Annotated in this window: 12 protein-coding genes and 1 pseudogene; 8 read left to right on the top strand and 5 right to left on the bottom strand. The window is 68.9% G+C overall.

Annotation, left to right across the window (positions count from 1 at the left end; translation table 11 throughout):
* A partial coding sequence (locus UUA_RS20075) for a hypothetical protein (protein ID WP_238533026.1) occupies positions 1–208 on the top strand: 208 nt, incomplete at its 5' end.
* 31 nt (positions 209–239) lie between these two features.
* Positions 240–644, top strand: a pseudogene (locus UUA_RS13325) (pseudouridine synthase); the annotation flags it as partial.
* A 27-nt stretch (positions 645–671) separates the two neighbouring features.
* Here the strand turns inward: UUA_RS13325 and UUA_RS13330 are convergent.
* The 5 genes from UUA_RS13330 to UUA_RS13350 form a co-directional block, all read right to left on the bottom strand.
* Positions 672–1,679 carry a glycoside hydrolase family 43 protein gene (locus UUA_RS13330; RefSeq protein WP_008437737.1) on the bottom strand — a complete coding sequence of 336 codons (1,008 nt, stop codon included), beginning with the start codon at positions 1,677–1,679 and terminating at the stop codon, positions 672–674.
* Positions 1,680–1,743: 64 nt separating this feature from the next.
* Entirely contained in the window at positions 1,744–3,312 is a 1,569-nt protein-coding gene (locus UUA_RS13335) for an exo-alpha-sialidase (protein WP_153022973.1), read from the bottom strand.
* 249 nt (positions 3,313–3,561) lie between these two features.
* A complete protein-coding gene (locus UUA_RS13340) occupies positions 3,562–6,354 on the bottom strand; it encodes a TonB-dependent receptor (protein WP_008437742.1) in 2,793 nt (930 codons plus the stop codon).
* 114 nt (positions 6,355–6,468) lie between these two features.
* Entirely contained in the window at positions 6,469–7,644 is a 1,176-nt protein-coding gene (locus UUA_RS13345) for a cellulase family glycosylhydrolase (RefSeq protein ID WP_039954069.1), read from the bottom strand.
* A gap of 90 nt (positions 7,645–7,734) precedes the next feature.
* Positions 7,735–8,868: an aldose epimerase family protein gene (locus UUA_RS13350; RefSeq protein WP_039954071.1), complete on the bottom strand. Its 1,134-nt coding sequence runs from the start codon at positions 8,866–8,868 to the stop codon at positions 7,735–7,737.
* Positions 8,869–9,272: 404 nt separating this feature from the next.
* Between UUA_RS13350 and UUA_RS13355 the strand changes: the two genes are divergently transcribed.
* Genes UUA_RS13355 through UUA_RS13380 form a run of 6 tightly spaced genes read left to right on the top strand, consistent with a single transcriptional unit; the run spans position 9,273 to position 14,409 of the window.
* Positions 9,273–9,998 carry a FadR/GntR family transcriptional regulator gene (locus UUA_RS13355; protein ID WP_008437747.1) on the top strand — a complete coding sequence of 242 codons (726 nt, stop codon included), beginning with the start codon at positions 9,273–9,275 and terminating at the stop codon, positions 9,996–9,998.
* Entirely contained in the window at positions 9,995–10,918 is a 924-nt protein-coding gene (locus UUA_RS13360) for a 2-dehydro-3-deoxygalactonokinase (RefSeq protein WP_008437755.1), read from the top strand. The genes UUA_RS13355 and UUA_RS13360 overlap by 4 nt, the downstream gene beginning before the upstream one ends.
* Entirely contained in the window at positions 10,915–11,562 is a 648-nt protein-coding gene (locus UUA_RS13365) for a 2-dehydro-3-deoxy-6-phosphogalactonate aldolase (RefSeq protein ID WP_008437757.1), read from the top strand. The genes UUA_RS13360 and UUA_RS13365 overlap by 4 nt, the downstream gene beginning before the upstream one ends.
* The gene (gene dgoD / locus UUA_RS13370) at positions 11,559–12,707 is read left to right on the top strand and encodes a galactonate dehydratase (protein WP_008437758.1); all 1,149 of its coding nucleotides are present in this window, start codon (positions 11,559–11,561) and stop codon (positions 12,705–12,707) included. The genes UUA_RS13365 and dgoD overlap by 4 nt, the downstream gene beginning before the upstream one ends.
* Before the next feature lie 2 nt (positions 12,708–12,709).
* Positions 12,710–13,474, top strand: a complete 765-nt coding sequence (locus UUA_RS13375) for an SDR family NAD(P)-dependent oxidoreductase (RefSeq protein ID WP_008437759.1) — start codon at positions 12,710–12,712, stop codon at positions 13,472–13,474.
* On the top strand, positions 13,471–14,409 hold the full coding sequence (locus UUA_RS13380) for an SMP-30/gluconolactonase/LRE family protein (RefSeq protein ID WP_008437760.1): 939 nt from the start codon (positions 13,471–13,473) through the stop codon (positions 14,407–14,409). The genes UUA_RS13375 and UUA_RS13380 overlap by 4 nt, the downstream gene beginning before the upstream one ends.
* The last annotated feature ends 154 nt before the right edge of the window (positions 14,410–14,563 follow it).

Here is a 14,563-nt window from a genome sequence, read left to right on the forward strand (position 1 = left end):
CTTCAAAGTTGAATCCGCCCTCGTGGATCGCGTCGCTTGTGTTATTGAGCATAAAACTCAGCTTTATGGGACGCAGGGAAGCCGTAATTCCCAAAGTTACTGGTATTGCCCAATCGCTGATCCAGGTGAAGTGAATAATCGTCGAGCCAAACTGCTCTTACCGCCGTTAAGCAATGAAAAAATCTATGGCGGCGGCGGCATTAATTAGTCATTTAATGCCTCCGTTCCCTGACACACGGGCGCAGTTTCTCACCGATCCGCGCCACGAGCAGGCCAAGACCTACCTGGTGCAGGTCGAGGGCGCCGTCGACGAGGCTGCGCTGCAGGCCTTGCGCCGCGGCGTGGTGCTCAACGACGGTTCGACCCTGCCGGCCGAAGCCGCCTTCGCCACCGAGCCGGACTGGCTATGGCCGCGCGACCCGCCCGTGCGCTTCCGCTAGTCCATCCCCACCAGCTGGCTCAGCCTGACCCTGCGCGAAGGCCGCAACCGCCAGGTGCGCCGGATGACCGCGGCGGTCGGCTTCCCGACCCTGCGGCTGATCCGCGTGCGCATTGGGGAGTACGTGCTGGAGGGCCTGGCCCCCGTTGAAACGCGGGTGCAGTCGGACGGACTCGTGTGCGGGGCTTCAACCCGCCACTTTTGACGGCAGGTCGATGGGCCAACACCAGCCCTACGGCTCAGGCGTGCGTGGTGGTGCGCCCGGCGTGCCGAAATCCGGCAGGCCGTCCGCGGTCCAGCCGATCGGCTGGATGCGCGGCGCGCGGCGCGGGGTGCATTTCCAGCCCGGTCCACCGTTGCCGTGGTAGATGATCCAGTCGCGGCCTTGCGTGTCCTTGAAGAAGCCATTGTGGCCGGGGGCGTAGACGCCGTTGCGCACCGAGGTGGCGAATACCGGCTGCGGCGATTTTTTCCAGGACCTCGGATCGAGCAGATCGGCGTCCGGATCGGCCTGCAGCAGGCCCAGCGCGTAGTCGTCCGACCAGCACGCGCTGGCCGAATAGCTCAGGAACAGCTTGCCGTCCGGCCCCTGCAGGAACTCCGGCGCCTCCAGGATCTTGCGTCCGCCCTGCATCTCCCACGCGTAGGTGGGCGCGGCGATGTCCACTTGCGGCGAGCCGAGCGTCCACGGGTTGGACATTAGCGCGATCACCAGGTCGCTGTGGTCGCCGACGTAGGCGGAATAGACGAAGTACCAGCGGCCGGCCTGCTCGAACACGGTGCCGTCGATGCCGGTGTGCATGGTCTTGAGCATGCCGCGCTCGATCCAGCGACCGCGGGTCGGATCGGGCGAGGCGTTTTCCAGCACGAACACGTGGCGGTGGGCGTCGTCGTCGTGCTGCTTATCCGCTGCGGTGAAGTACAGGTACCACTTGCCCTGGATGTAGTGCAGCTCCGGCGCCCACACCGAAGTCGATGCCGCGCCGCTGGGCGGCGCGCGCCACACCACCACCGGCGCGGCCTCGGCCAGGCGCCACAGATCGGTGGTGCGGCGCAGCTCGATGTGATCGCGCGAAGTGCTGGTGTAGTAGTAGACGCCGTCGCGCTGGATCACCCAAGGATCAGGCCCCGAAGCCAGCAGCGGCGTGGCGTAGTTGTGCTGCGCTGCGGCCACGGCCGGGCCGCCGGTCAGCAGCAGGAAAACAGCGGCGAGAATCGAGCGATAGCGCGCCAGCGTCATGGAAATCTCCAGGTCGGGTTTGTCGCTGCAAAGCAGGTCATCGCCTTCGCCCCAGGCCGATGCATCAGCGTACGCCGGGCGTCAGCGGGTCCAGTTGCAGGTAGTCGACGTCGGCCGGGCGCGCCGCGCCTTCCATCACCACCGTGTTGTCGCCCTCGCGCAGCGGGCCGCTGGCGGTGGCCAGGTGCCAGCCGTCTCGGTCGGCGCGGTCGCTGGTCTTCCAGACCACGCCATTGACGCGCAGCACCGGCAGCGCCGGCTCGAAGCCGAGATCCTGCCAGCGGATGGTGGCGCGGTAGGTGCCGCCCGACGGCAGGTGCAGCTGGAAGGCGAGCTGCCCGCCGGGCGCGGAGGCGATGCGCGCCTTGGCACCGTTGGAGGCGGTCGGATCACCGATGCGCACCGACCAGCGCCGGATCGCGTCCTCGGCTTCGTAGCGATCGAAGCGGGCGGGCGCGTCGGCGTACATGACGACGTTCCTGCGCGCGTCCGCCGGATCGCCGGTGGTGGACGAGGTGGTCGCATGCCACAGCCGATCGCCCGGCATGGACAGCAGCGCCTGCGTCCAGCCGGCGTGGATGTTGCCGGTGAGCTTCCGCACCGGCGCCTCGGCCTCCCACCAGGGGCCGCGCCCGCCATCGTTGTTCCAGTAGATGCTGCGCCCGGAGGGGTCGCCGTCGCCGCCGGCGCGTTCGGCCAGCACCGCGATCACGCCAGGTCCCTTCTTCCACGGCAGCCAGCGCACGATCGGCGAGGCGGCCGGCCACGCGCCGGCGGCGGTGCGCACCTGCGCGCCGCGGTCGGAAGGATCGTCCCAGTCCAGGCCGTCGGCGCTGGTCTTGAGATAGACCTGCCCGTTGCGCGGACCGTCGATGTCCTCGTAGGTCATCACGTAGCGGCCGTCCGGTAGCCGGTCGACCACCGCCATGCCCGGGCGCTCGACGCCGCCGGGGATGGCCACGTCCACCTTCTCCTCGCCCCAGCTGCGGCCGCCGTCGGTGGAGAGCTTGTGCGCGAGCAGCTGATTGAAGCCGGCGTCCTTGTGCGCCTCGCTGGAGTAGTAGGCGACCAACCGCCCGTCGTCCAGGCGATGGATGTTCGGTTCCCACACGCCATGGTTGTCCTTGTCGCTGGGGTTGCCGCCGCCCTTGACGATCGAGCCGCGGTAACGCCAGCTGCGGCCACCGTCGGTGGAGGCGTAGAGCTGCAGGTCCTCGGCTACCAGCCGCCCCTTGGCGTCGTTGCCGGTGGCGTTGGCGGCCAGCAGCAGCGTGCCCGCCGGCAGGTCGGCGCTGGCGTTGGCGAGCTCGGACAGGTGCGGCTGCCAGCGCAGCTGCCAGTACGGATCGCCGCCGTGAGCCTGGTCGGTCACGTTGGACAGGAAGCGCCAGTGCGCGCCCGCGTCGACGCTTTCGTACAGCGGAACGCCGCCCATGCCGTCGCGCTCGAACACCATCAGCATGCGGCCGTTGGACGCCGCCTGCGGCTGGTGCGCCAGGCGCACCACCGACACGTAGCCGGTACCGTCGGCCAGCACCTGGCCGCGCGTGGCAGGCGGCGCGGATGCCGCGACGGACGCACCGCCGGCGCCCGCGAGTACGCAGCCCAAGGCCAGGGAAAGGACTCGCTTCATGGACGCACTCCGAAGAATGGGACAGGCCCGTGCCCGGCGGCCACGGGCGCACCGGCGGGGCAGCCGAACAGCGCCCGCGGCACCGACTGCGCCATCGCACGGTAGCCGGCATCGCTGGGATGGATGTGGTCGCTGTCCAGTGCCGGCCGCAGTCGCGAGCTGTCGATCGACACTGGCAGATGCCTCTATTTGGAAGGGAGCGGAGGCGGCGATGGCGGCGGGGAGGGGTTGCCGCCATCGCCGTCCCGCTCAAAGCTTGAAGCGCACGCCCAGACCGACGGTGCGGTCCTGGTAGCGGATGTCGCGCGGACGCGAGCTGCCGTCGCCCCAGTACTGGTGCAGGTCCTCGCCGGTCAGGTTGGTGGCCGAGAGCACCACGGTGGCGTGCGGATCGATGTCGTAGCCCATCGAAAAGTCGAGCTGGTTGGCCGGCTCGATCTCATCGTGGTTGCCGGCCACCGTCGGCTGGGTGAAGAAGTCGATGAAGCGGCTGCGGTAGTTGTAGGCCAGCCGCGCGGAGAAGCCGTACTTCTCGTACATCAGGACGGCATTGCCGTTGCGCTTGGACACGTTCTGCAGCGGCGAGGCCACGACCGGTCCGCCGATGAACTGCGGCGAGCGGGTCGAACCGTCGATGTAGGTGAAGTTCAACTGCACGCCCAGGCCGCTCAACGCACCGGGCAGGAAGTCGAAGAACTGCTGGTAGGCCACCTCGGCGCCGTCCAGGTGGCCGCTGCCGGCGCTCTGTGGCGAGGAAAGCAGATAGGCCTCGCCGTTGATCGTCACGTCGGTCACGTAGTTCTGGATGTAGCCGTTGATGTCGCGGTAGAACACGCCACCGCTGACGTAGCCGGCCGGGGCGAAGTACCACTCCAGCGAGGCGTCGTAGTTGTTCGACTTGATCGGCTTGAGGTTCGGGTTGCCGCTGGCGGCCGCGCCGGCGCGATTGATCGTGCCGGGGTTGAGCGAGATCGACGGGTTGAGCTGGCCGAAGCCCGGGTAGGTCACCGTCTTGGCGGCGACCAGGCGCAGCTGCAGCGCGTCGGTGAAGTGCAGGTTGAAGCTGAGGTTGGGCAGATACACCGGTTCGCTGGTGTTGACCGACAACGGCGAGTAGATGCTGGTGGCCGCGTTGAAGGAGTACGCGTCGAGGTTGCGCTTGACGCGCTCGACGCGCATGCCCAGCAGGCCGTCCACCGGCAGCCCGAACAGCGTGGTGGCGTAGCCCGCCTGCAGGTAGCCGGCGAAGGTCTTCTCGTCGATGTTGTAGTAGCGGCCCGGGTTCACCGGCGGCCGGCCGGCCGGCAGGCCGTACAGGCCGCGGATGGCGTCGGCATTGCCGGTGAGGTAGTCGAAGCAGCCGGTCAGCCACGAGGTCGGAATCGCCGAGGTGGTCGGCATCGAGCAGAAGTAGCTGCTCGGGAAGCGGGCGAGGACCTGGTTGGCCGGGTTGGGCGTCTCGACGATGTTGCCGGTGCCGGGGCCGCCCGGCGGCGGCGTGGAGCGCTCCACGCTGCCGGTGTACTGCGCCTTGTGGTCCGCGTAGCGCAGGCCGAAATCCAGGTAGCTGAAGAAGCTGCCGTTGAGGTCCAGGTTGCCGTCGCCACGCCAGGCGTACTGCTTGCCGCGCTGGGTGTTCCAGGTCTGGAACAGGCCGTTCAGATAGTAGTTGTTCGGGTCGAGCTGCATGTTGTTGCCCAGCGACCAGTTCTGCTGGTTGCCGGCGGTGCCGTTCCACACCGTGGTCACCGGGCCCTTGAGGAAGGTGTCGACGATGAAGGTGTTGACGTCGAATGAGCTGGAGCCGTAGGACAGGTCGGAGCTCAGGCGCAGTTTGTCGCCCTGCCACTTCACCCCGATCGCGTGCTGCATGTCGCGGCCGTGCTGCACGTGCGCCTGGGTGCTGGTCGCCGCGTAGGTGTTGCCGGTCCAGCTGCCGCCGGAGGCGTCGCAAATGGTCTGGCCGGCGAACGGCGAACCGGTGAGCTGGTTGGCGTAGCAGTTGTTGCCGACGGTCAGGTTGTTCGGCGTCACCGCGCCGACCGGGAAGGAGAAGTAGAACGGCTGGTTGTAGTCGTCCGAATCCCAGGCGTACAGACCCTCGGCGTAGAACTCGGTGCTGTCGTTGGGTTTCCATTGCAGCGCGTAGTTGAGCTCGGGGCGCTGGCGGTAGCCGATGTTGTAGTCGGCGCCGAAGCCGTTGGGCGCGGCGATCAGGTTGCCGGAGGCGGTGCGCATGGGCGTGCCGGTGCCGTCACGCAGTACCTTCGGAAAATCGCCCCACACCGCGTTGTACTGGTAGTGCTGCGCCATGAAGCTGGCGTTGGCCAGCGCGCCGACCTCGCCGATGCCGGTCTGCCAGCGGTTGCTCATCAGCACGCTGAAGTTCGGGTCGGTGCGGCCGCCGTACTTGCTGTGCGTGGCGGTGTAGGTCGCCGCGAGCTTGGCGCCGTCGAAGTCGAACGGGCGATACAGCTGCATGTCGACCATGCCGGCGATGCCGCCGTCGGGCAGGCTCGCCTCGCTGCTCTTGTAGACCGAAACGGTCTTGACCGCGGTGGCCGGCAGGTTCTGGAAGGCGAAGCCGCGGCCCACGCCGCTGAATATCTCGCGCCCATTGAGCGTGGTGATCACGTTCGGCAGGCCGCGCACCACCACCGAGCTGGTCTCGCCCTGGAAGCCCTGCGCGATCTGCACGCCGGTGATGCGCTGCATGGCGTCGGCCACGCTGTTGTCCGGCAGCTTGCCGATGTCCTCGGCGACGATCGAGTCGACCACCATGCGCGCGTCCTGCTTGAGCGTTTGCGCGCTGGCCAGGCTCTGGCGCAGCGGCGTCACGGTCACCTGCGAAAGGTCGACCGCACGCTTCTCGGCATCGCGTTCGGCTCTGCCTTTTTCCGGCGTCTTGGCCTGGTCCGCCTGCGCGGCGTCAGTCGATGGCGTGGTATCGGCGGGCGTCGGCGCGTTCTGCGCATACGCCGGGGCGAACGCCGCGGCGATCGCGGCGGCGAGGATCGTCACGGAAATACGGTTGCGGTACATGAGTGGAAACCTCCCGTCAGAAGAGCGTTGGCTGCCGGTCGTGCCGGAGCCGTTCTTGGTATGGCTGCACCGCCGGTGGAGTCACCGCGCGGCGGGAAATCGTGAAAGGCCGGCCTACCGCTCCGTCGTGGCCGGCGCGGGGTACAACGCCGCCGCTTCCGGCACCACGCCGCGCGGCGCATGCGACAGCGCGCGCAGGATGTCGGCCTCGCGCTGGCGGTACGGCGTGCCGTCGCCGTGCAGCAGGTCGTGGAACCACAGCGTTGGCGGCTGCAGGGTGTAGGGGCGTTGCCAGGAATCCCACGGCAGCGTGGTCTGCGTGCGACCCTCGACGAAACCCCAGTTGACCATGCCCACGTCGAGCTTCTTGGCCAGCGGCAGCACGCCGTCGATGGTCGAGCCGGCACCGCGCGCCATGTATTCGGTACAGATCAGCGGACGGCCGTAGCGCGACAGCTGCTCCACGCGGACGGCGAATTCCTCCGGCCAGCCGTAGTTGTGGAAACTGATCACGTCGGACTCATCGAGCTGGATACGCTCGACGGCGTTGAGCTTGGCCGGGTCGGACCAGTCCCCGCCGTGCCATACGCCGCTGGTGAGCGGTTGCGTCGGCGACGCGCTGCGCGCCCAGGCAAACACCTGCGGCAGCAGCTTGGCCACCAGCGCCACCTTGTCCTTGGGCTGGCGCGCGTCGTAGTTGCCGCCGCCGTCCGGTTCGTTCCACATGTCCCAGGCGAGTACGCGCGGATCCTTGGCGTAGTGCCCGACGATGTCCTTCACGTACTGCTCCAGCCGCGGGTACTGGCTCGGGTCGGTCATCGCCACGCCCGGACTCTGCACCCAGCCGGAGTTGTGCACGCCGGGGATCGGCGGATGTTGCGGGCCGAGCTTCGGCTCCGGATCCCAGCACGAATCGAACAGCACGAAGATCGGCTTGATGCCGTGCTTGTGCGCGATGACCAGGAATGCGTCGATGCGCTGCTTGAAGCCTTTCGCGTCCTGCTTCCACAGCAGGTCGTGCAGGAACACGCGCATGGTGTTCATGCCCAGCTGTTGCGCCCAGCCCAGTTCCTTGTCGATGCGTGCCGGATCGAAGGTGGCTGCCTGCCACATCTCCAGTTCGTTGATCGCGTCGGCCGGAACGTAGTTGCTGCCCAGCGGCCAGGACTGGTGTGCGTACCAGGCGTGCGCCTGCGCCGGCGTCCAGCGCGCCGGGGCATCGGCGGCCGGGGCGCGCGGAGCGATGAGCACCGCGGTTGCGAATGCCAGGGCCAATAGTGCGTGTCTCATGCCATTTCCCTCGTAGTGCGCTGCGTTTGCGCCGGGCAAACGCTTCCCCTGGGCGCCCGCCTCGGGCACCCTTGCGGTGTGATCTGCCGGTCAGCGCTCGCCGCGCGCCGGTTCGGTGGTGAAGCGGTAGACGATCAGGTTGCGATAGGTCTGCCCCGGGTCCAGCCGCGCCGAGCCGAAGGACGGCTGGTTGGGCGTGTCGGGGTACAACTGCGGTTCCAGCACGAACGCATCACCCTGCCGATACACGTGCCCGCCGGTGCCGACCGTGGTGCCGTCCAGGAAATTGCCCGAGTAGAACTGCAGGCCCGGCTGCGCCGAGCTCAGCGTCAGCACACGGCCGGACTTGGGATCCTCCACGCGCGCGACCATGCGCGGCGCTGTGGCGGCCTTGCGGCTGATCACCCAGTTGTGGTCGTAGCCGTGGCCGTTGAGCAGTTGCGGATCGGCGGTGCGGATATCGCGGCCGATCGGCTTGGGCTTGCGGAAGTCGAACGGCGTGCCGGCGACCGGGCGGATCTCGCCGGTGGGAATGGAGCCGGCGTCGACCGGCAGGTACGCGTCGCCCACGATGGTCAGGCGCTGCTCCATCACGCTGCCCGAACCCTCGCCTGAGAGATTCCAGTAGGCGTGGTTGCTGAGGTTGACCAGGGTGGGCTGGTCGGTGCTCGCGCGGTACTCGATCGACAGCTGGTCGTTATCGTCCAGCGTGTAGACCGCCGTTACCGACAGCGTGCCGGGATAGCCCATGTCGCCGTCGGGGCTGACGTAGGTCAGCGTGACGCTGGCCTTGTCGGCGTCGTGGCTCACCTGCCCGAGGGTCCACAACACCTTGTCGAAACCGCGGGTGCCGCCGTGCAGCGAGTTGGGACCGTTGTTGACCGGCACCTGGTAGGTCTTGCCGTCGAGCACGAAGCGGCCCTTGGCGATGCGATTGGCGTAGCGGCCCACCGTGGCACCGAAGTACTGCGGCTTGTCCAGGTAGTCCGCGAGCGAGGCGTAGCCGAGCACGATGTCGGCGAAGTGGCCCTCGCGGTCGGGCACGCTGAGCGACTGCAGGCTCGCGCCGTACGTGATCACCCGTGCCGAGAGGCCGTGGGCGTTGGTCAATACGACCGCCTCCACCGGCTTGCCGTCCGGCATCGCGCCGAACGCCTCACGCTTGGCCGTCGTGCCCGCGTGCACCGTCATCGACAGTGCCGCCAGGCCAAGCATCGAACCCATCCACCCTGCACATCGCATATCACCAGTGCCCCTAGCGCGCTCGTCGAAGTGGGGGCAATGCAAGCACATTGTATGATTATCGTGCAAGCGTTCCGGCGCACAAAAATTTTCCTGGTGCGACGCGGCATTGCGGGTGGCGCGACCGGCGTGACGATCACTTTTCGCAGGGCAACGCGGTTTTCCCGCAGGACACCCGGGTTGGCTGCTTACCGATCTGGTGCCGTAAATTTCGCAGCGCATCATCGGCGCAGCGAGGGTCTGTTCGCATGCGTCGGAAAAATTGTGCCGTTGCACCTTGGCAGAATGCGCGCCCAGTGCTTATAGTCTGTTTGTATGACAAACCGATTGGGGATCGCCGGCGTCTGCCGGCACGCAATGGACAACGCCACTTGGGACTACACGACATGAGGAAGCCGATCGCCGTCCGCAGCCTGTATGGACACGTGATGCACGAGCTCGGGCAGCGCATCGTGAGCGGCAAGGTCAAGCCGGGCGAGGTGCTGCCGCGCGAGGAGACGCTTGCCGAAAGCCTGCAGGTCAGCCGCACCGCATTGCGCGAGGCGCTCAAGGTGCTCTCCGCCAAGGGCCTGATCGAGTCGCGCACCGGCGTCGGCGCGCGCGTGCTGGAGAAGCACCTGTGGAACCAGCTGGACGCGGACGTGCTGGCCTGGCGCTGCGCCTCGATGCCGACCGACGACTTCGTCGACAAGCTGGTGGAGATGCGCGAGGTGGTCGAGCCGGCCGCCGCGGCCAGCGCCGCGCGCCGGCGCACCGCCGAGCAGCTGGCCGCGATCGACACCGCCTTCCGCGCGATGGATGCGGCGCAGACGCTCGACGAGTGGACCGCCGCCGACCTGCAATTCCACGATGCGGTGCTGCGCGCCACCGGCAACGAGCTGCTGCAGTCGCTGTTCTCGGTGATCGAGACCGCGCTGGGCACCTTCTTCACCCTGTCCGCGCGCACCGCCAGCAACTTCAAGTATTCGCTGCCGCATCACCAGAAGGTGCTGGAGGCGATCCGCCGCAAGCAGCCGGAGGTGGCGCGCAAGGCGATGCAGTCGATGATCGCCGACTCGCAGGCGAACCTGCAGCAAAGCCGCGGCCGCGCCCGCAAAAAGGCTGGCGCGTGATCACACCGTTGATCGGCCTGGACTGGGGCAGCACGCGACTGCGCGCCTACCGGTTCGATGAGGCGGGCGGCGTGGCGCAGACGCGTGCGCTGCCCTGGGGCAGCCGGCACCTGCCCGAAGGCGGTTTCGCCGAGGCGTTCGCGCAGGCGGTCGAGGGTTGGCCGTGCGCACCGGTGCTGGCCTGCGGCATGGTTGGCAGCCGCGGTGGCTGGCGCGAGGCGCCCTATCTCGACACGCCCTGCCGGCTCGACGCGCTCGCCGGCGCGCTCACCTCGCTCGCCAACCCGGGCGGGCGCACCGTGCACATCGTGCCGGGCCTGCGCGATCCGGCCGGCCCGGACGTGATGCGCGGCGAGGAGACCCAGGTCGCCGGTCTGCTTGCACAGGCGCCGGCGCTGGCGGAGGACGCGCGGCTGCTGATGCCCGGCACGCACAGCAAGTGGGTGCGCGTGCGCGATGGCGCGGTCGCCGGCTTCACCACCGTGATGACCGGTGAGCTGTTCGCCGTGCTTCGCGCCCACTCCATTCTCGGCGCCGGCGTGGCCGAAGGCCTGGCCGACGACGAGGCGTTCGCGCGCGGCGTCGCCACTGCCCGTGACGCCGGTGCGGCGGGCGGCCTGTCGCGCCTGTTTTCCGCACGGGCATTGATGCTCGAAGGCGCCCTGGCGCCGGCCGCGGTCGCGGACTTCCTTTCCGGCCTGCTGATCGGCGACGAGCTGCGCATGGCGCTGGCTGCCGACTGGGCCTCGCCGGACGCGCCGGTTCACCTGGTCGGCGAGGACGCCTTGTGCGCGCGCTACCGGCAGGCCGCCGAAGCGTTCGGCCTGAGCTTCCTTGCCACCCCCGGAGCGATCGGCGCGCAAGGCCTCTGGTACGTCGCCGCCGCAGCCGGACTACTCGAAGGACTTTCGCACGCATGATCGATTTCAAGACCTGGCTCGACCCCTTGCCGCTGGTCGCCATTCTGCGCGGCTTGCACCCCGACGAGGCGGCGGACGTCGGCGACGCGCTGGTCGGCGCCGGCTTCCGCATCCTGGAAGTGCCGCTCAACTCGCCGCAGCCGCTGGAGAGCATCCGCCGGCTGGCCGCGCGCTTCGGCGACGAGCGCCTGGTCGGCGCGGGCACGGTACTGCATCCGGCGTCGGTGCGCGACATCGCCGATGCCGGCGGACGCATCGTGGTGATGCCGCACGCCGACGTGGCGGTGATCCGCGCTGCCAAACAGGCGGGCCTCTATTGCGTGCCCGGCGTCGCCACGCCGACCGAGGCGTTCGCCGCGCTCGCCGCCGGCGCCGATGCGCTGAAATTGTTTCCCGCCGAGCAGGCTTCGCCGGCCGTGCTCAAGGCCTGGCTCGCGGTGTTGCCGCCGGGCACCGCGGTGCTGCCGGTCGGCGGCATCGCGCCCGACACCATGGGGCCATGGCTGGCTGCCGGCGCGGCCGGCTTCGGCATCGGTTCCTCGCTCTATGCGCCGGGGCGCGCGGCTGACGACGTCGGCGCGCGTGCGTTGGCCTTCGCCCAGGCCTGGCGGCGCCATCTCGATTCGCAAGGACACCCCGCATGAAGATCACCCGTCTGACCACCTTTGTCGTACCCCCGCGCTGGTTGTTCCTGCGCATCGATACTGATGAGGGCATCTGCGGCTGGGGCGAGCCCATCGTCGAAGGCCGCGCGCACACCATCGCCGCAGCCGTGGCCGAGCTGTCCGACTACCTGGTCGGCAAGGACCCGCGCCACATCGAGGACTTGTGGAGCGTGATGTACCGCGGCGGCTTCTATCGCGGCGGCCCGGTGCTGATGAGCGCGATCGCCGGCATCGACCAGGCGCTGTGGGACATCAAGGGCAAGCACCTGGGCCAGCCGGTGCATGCGCTGCTCGGCGGTCCGGTGCGCGAGCGCATCCGCGTGTATTCGTGGATCGGCGGCGACCGTCCGGCCGACACCGCGCGCGCCGCGAAAGAAGCCGTGGCACGCGGCTTCACCGCGGTGAAGATGAACGCCACCGAGGAGATGCAGTACGTCGACACCTACGCCAAGGTCGAGCAGGTGCTGGTCAACGTGCAGGCGGTACGCGAGGCGGTCGGCCCGCACGTGGGGCTGGGCCTGGACTTCCACGGCCGCGTGCACAAGCCGATGGCCAAGGTGCTGATGCGCGAACTGGCGCCCTACAAGCTGATGTTCATCGAGGAGCCGGTGCTGTCGGAGCACCTGGAGGCGCTGCCCGAGCTGGCCGCCGTGTCGCCCGCGCCGATCGCGCTGGGCGAGCGGCTGTATTCGCGCTACGACTTCAAGCGCGTGCTGGCCATCGGCGGCGTGGACATCCTGCAGCCCGATCCCTCGCATGCCGGCGGCATCACCGAGACGCGCAAGATCGCCGCGATGGCCGAGGCGTACGACGTGGCGATCGCGCTGCATTGTCCGCTCGGACCCATCGCGCTGGCCGCCAACCTGCAGCTGGACGCGGTCTGCCACAACGCCTTCATCCAGGAGCAGAGCCTGGGCATCCACTACAACGCCGGCAACGATCTGCTCGACTACGTCAGCGACCGCAGCGTGTTCGCCTACGAGGATGGTTTCGTCGCCATCCCCGGCGGCCCGGGCCTGGGGATCACGGTGAACGAGGACTACGTGGCCGAGCGCGCCTCCGCCGGCCACCGCTGGCGCAACCCGGTCTGGCGTCATGCCGACGGCAGCGTGGCGGAATGGTAAGCATGGTCGCTTTCGCCCACTACCCGAGCCTGCTCGACCGCACCGTGTTCGTCAGCGGCGGTGCGACCGGCATCGGCGCCGCGTTCGTCGGGCACTTCGCGCGGCAGGGCAGCCGCGTCGCCTTCATCGACGTCGATCGCGCGCACGGTGAGTCGCTCTGCGAGGAACTGGCCGGTGCCCGCCACCGGCCGCTGTTCCTGCCTTGCGATGTCACCGATCTCGACGCGCTCGGCGCGGCGATCACGCAGGCGCGCGCCGCGCTGGGTCCGATCGGCGTGCTGGTCAACAACGCCGCCAACGACGTGCGCCACGCCTTCGGCGACACCACCGGCGCCGAGTTCGACCGCAACGTCGCGGTCAACCTGCGTCACCAGTACTTCGCCACGCAAGCGGTGCGCGAGGACATGCGCATGCTCGGCGGCGGCTCGGTAATCTGCCTGGGTTCGACTGGCTGGATGAAGAAGAACGCCGGCTACCCGTTGTATGCGATGGCCAAGGCGGCGGTGCACGGACTGGTCAACGGCCTGGCGCGCGAGCTCGGCCACGACCGCATCCGCATCAACGCGCTGGTGCCCGGCTGGGTGATCACCGAGAAGCAGCGGCGGCTCTGGCTGGATGCCGAGGGCGAGGCCGAGATCGCCCGCGTGCAGTGCCTTCCCGGCTACCTGATGGCCGACGACCTCGCCCGCGCGGCGCTGTTCCTGGCCGCCGATGACAGCCGCATGTGCACCGGTCAGGACTTCATCGTGGACGGCGGCTGGGTATGAACACGGCCGCTGCGGTCGCGCTCCGGGCGGGCAACACGCTGGGAGAAGGCATCGTCTGGTGCGACCGCGAGCAGGCGCTGTACTGGACCGACATCCATGCGGCGACGCTCTGGCGCTACCGCCCGCGCGATACCCGCGCCGACCAGTGGGCCATGCCGGAGCGGCTGGCCTGCATCGCACTGTGCGAGGCCGACGGCTGGCTGCTGCTCGGGCTCGCCTCGCAGCTGGCGTTCTTCCATCCGGCCAGCGGCACGCTCAGCGCCATCGCCACGGTCGAAGCCGGTCTGCCGACGCGCCTGAACGACGGCGCCTGCGACCGCCAGGGACGCTTCGTGTTCGGCACCCTGCACGAGCCACCCGTGGGCGGCGCCCGGCAGCCGTTGGGCAGCCTTTACCGATTGAACGCGGACCTGTCGCTCGAGCGCCTGGAGCTGCCCGGCGTGGCGATCAGCAACAGCGTCGCCTTCAGCCCCGACGGCCGCACGCTCTACTACTGCGATTCGCCCGCCCGCACGATCCAGTGCTGCGACTACGGCGACCGCTGCGGCCCCTCGCGCACCTTCGTCCGCCTGGACGATCCGCGCGGCGAACCGGACGGCTCGGCGGTGGATTGCGTGGGCAATCTGTGGAACGCGCAATGGGGCCTGGGCCGCGTCGCCTGCTATGCGCCGAACGGCGCCCTGGACCATTGCGTCGAGCTGCCCGCCTCGCAGCCGACCCGCCCTGCCTTCGGCGGACCGGACCTGGCGATGCTCTACGTCACCAGCGCGCGCGACGGCCTGGACGCCGCGACGCTTGCCACCCAACCGTCCGCAGGCGCGCTGTTCGCGGCACCGGCGGGCACCACCGGCCTGCCGGAACCGCGCTTCGCGGGCACGCCGCCACAGCCATCCGCTGCATCGCCATACTCGTTCCCGGGGAAGCACATCGCATGAACAGCAACGCCATCGCCTCACCCGTCACGCATCCCACAGCCACCGTCGTCTTCACCTGCGTGCTCGCCGCGCTGGCGGGGCTGATGTTCGGCCTGGACATCGGCGTCATCTCCGGCGCCACCCAGTTCATCCAGGCGGCGGATTCAACTCCGAA

Source organism: Rhodanobacter thiooxydans LCS2 (genome assembly GCF_000264375.1).
GTDB lineage: Bacteria > Pseudomonadota > Gammaproteobacteria > Xanthomonadales > Rhodanobacteraceae > Rhodanobacter > Rhodanobacter thiooxydans.

What these genes read in the sequence shown, in the direction of transcription:
- UUA_RS13330 (WP_008437737.1), bottom strand. Translation starts at nt 1,679, where the DNA reads ATGACGCTGGCGCGCTATCGCTCGATTCTCGCCGCTGTTTTCCTGCTG.
- UUA_RS13335 (WP_153022973.1), bottom strand. Translation starts at nt 3,312, where the DNA reads ATGAAGCGAGTCCTTTCCCTGGCCTTGGGCTGCGTACTCGCGGGCGCC.
- UUA_RS13340 (WP_008437742.1), bottom strand. Translation starts at nt 6,354, where the DNA reads ATGTACCGCAACCGTATTTCCGTGACGATCCTCGCCGCCGCGATCGCC.
- UUA_RS13345 (WP_039954069.1), bottom strand. Translation starts at nt 7,644, where the DNA reads ATGAGACACGCACTATTGGCCCTGGCATTCGCAACCGCGGTGCTCATC.
- UUA_RS13350 (WP_039954071.1), bottom strand. Translation starts at nt 8,868, where the DNA reads ATGGGTTCGATGCTTGGCCTGGCGGCACTGTCGATGACGGTGCACGCG.
- UUA_RS13355 (WP_008437747.1), top strand. Translation starts at nt 9,273, where the DNA reads ATGAGGAAGCCGATCGCCGTCCGCAGCCTGTATGGACACGTGATGCAC.
- UUA_RS13365 (WP_008437757.1), top strand. Translation starts at nt 10,915, where the DNA reads ATGATCGATTTCAAGACCTGGCTCGACCCCTTGCCGCTGGTCGCCATT.
- dgoD (WP_008437758.1), top strand. Translation starts at nt 11,559, where the DNA reads ATGAAGATCACCCGTCTGACCACCTTTGTCGTACCCCCGCGCTGGTTG.
- UUA_RS13375 (WP_008437759.1), top strand. Translation starts at nt 12,710, where the DNA reads ATGGTCGCTTTCGCCCACTACCCGAGCCTGCTCGACCGCACCGTGTTC.
- UUA_RS13380 (WP_008437760.1), top strand. Translation starts at nt 13,471, where the DNA reads ATGAACACGGCCGCTGCGGTCGCGCTCCGGGCGGGCAACACGCTGGGA.